The organism is Moorena sp. SIO4A1 (genome assembly GCF_010672065.1).
Lineage (GTDB): Bacteria > Cyanobacteriota > Cyanobacteriia > Cyanobacteriales > Coleofasciculaceae > Moorena.
Genome location: NZ_JAAHHX010000391.1, coordinates 1 through 1,984, shown reverse-complemented (window position 1 = coordinate 1,984; position 1,984 = coordinate 1). Strand labels below are relative to the sequence as shown.

Genomic DNA, 1,984 nt, shown 5'->3' with positions numbered 1-1,984 from the left:
CCTTCGGAAACATCAAATAACAATTCCAGAGTTAGTTCCCGACTTCCCCCGCCACCAAAATCTAAGATGGGCGCATTATATTCTTTTTGGCTCGAACCACTCCAACTAACTCCTTTTTTGATAGCATAGGATTCGGGGTTAAACAAAACCGTAATCTCTGGATAATTGGCTCTGTCTTCCGACTCTACAGCACGGTACTTACTGTCTTGAGTTTTTTCCCACTTCAAAGGAATTATAGTTAGTTTAGCTAATGCCATTTTTCTATCCCCCGACGTTCTTGTTCCATCGTTAGCTGACGAGTGAGAATACGACTAACGTGTTCCGCTATTGCCTCGATATCCACATCTACTCCTTGGGCTGGGGGTGTTGGTAGATTTGACGTGGCTGTGGTTGAAGTTACTGGTGCTGTCATGGGAATGGAATTAGCTCCAGTTAGATTAGGTTGACGAGCAATCACCCCATTGCTTAACTGTTGCAGTTTCGATACTTTGGCTACAGAGTCGTTATCAGTTTTGCGCCAAACTAAATCCGGTGTCGAGCTAGTTTTACCTGTCTCGGTATCTAAATTGATATTTCTATTTGGGCTTGTAGTTGTTGTTGCTGAGGGCTGACTTGGTTTGACAACAACCGGTTTGGTTTGAACTAAAGAGATATCCTGATTGGGGTTAGAATCCGAGAGCTTAGTTTGTACCAAACTACTGTCTGATTCTTTTTCCTCCTGGGAGCGCCAAACCAAATTATCTGCCGAGTTATTGATTGCTTTATCCTTGGTCAGATTAGTATTTATAGTTGGAGTTATGGTTGTGGGGTGATGACTTGGTTTGACAACAACCGGTTTGGTTTGAACTAAAGAGATATCCTGAGAGGTTGTCTGAGAAGTCTCATTTGCTACATCCAAGCCCCCTAAATCCCCCAATTTTGGGGGACTTTTACCAGCCAATTGGATTCTTGTTCCCCCCAGAATTGGGGGGCTAGGGGGGCAAAATTCAGTATCAAAAAAGTTTTCAGATATCCTCTGATTGGGCTTAGAATCCGAGAGCTTAGTTTGTACCAAACTACTGTCTGATTCCTCTTCCTCCTGGGAGCGCCAAACTAAATCCGGTGTCGAGCTAGTTTGTCCTGTCGCTAAAGGCTGAGTGGGCTTAGCTACAACTAATTTAGTTTGTATAACAGAAGCTGGATTGACTGGAGAGGGGGAATGGAAATCACCCTCTGTTTGCGGTGGGACAACCTGAGACTGAACAATCTCTGGAGGTGTAAACTTATCCTGGAGTGCAGATAAGGTTGCCTGACGATTAATCTTGACTTGCCTTGGCAAAGATGTTGGAGGTTGAGCACTAGGGCGTGTCTTCAAACTCGGAGATCCCCCATTATCCCCCGAGCGAGCAATCCCTCGCTCGGGGGACTTTGAGTATGGCTCCCCCTTCCGCGCGGGGGGCTGGGGGGGATCATAATCTTGCGGAAAACTTTGAAAACACGCCCTAGACCTGGATACAGTTGAAGATTTAATTTGGCTGATAATCGGGACCTTAGGACTAGTTGATGGGACAGATCCAGATGGTGGTTGGGATCTCCCCTGATGCCCTAGGTGGTCGGGAAATTGGCGAGAATTAGTCCTAGTTGCCATTGACCTTTGCACCCCTTCTCCCCTCCCTGAAAGGGCAACATTAGAAGGGGCAACATTAGTCGGTTCCAGATAGGTATTACTGACATCAGCCGATTCTACCCTAGGGCGACTAAAACGCTCCAGATTTAACTTGGGTTGTAAACCACTGGCACCATAACGGGAGTTAATTTGTTCTGGTAGGGTTAATCGTTGGGTCAGCCTGGCCGTGGTTGCTTGGGTAGATTGGTAATGGCGGTGCAGTTGGCGGGTATTAATTACTCCACCAGACTGTTCTTGTCGCCGTTGCAGACGACTTAGTAAGGGGGAATTTTCTGGACTTCCCGATTCCTGGAAATTATTGGCTTGTGAAGCTGAATT

General features: G+C 46.3%; 2 pseudogenes. Both read right to left on the bottom strand.

The features are described 5' to 3' along the window. Positions 1-257: pseudogene (locus F6K53_RS38610) on the bottom strand (peptidoglycan-binding protein LysM); the annotation flags it as partial. Then, positions 248-1,984: pseudogene (locus tag F6K53_RS38605) on the bottom strand (hypothetical protein); the annotation flags it as partial. The pseudogenes F6K53_RS38610 and F6K53_RS38605, both read right to left, overlap by 10 nt.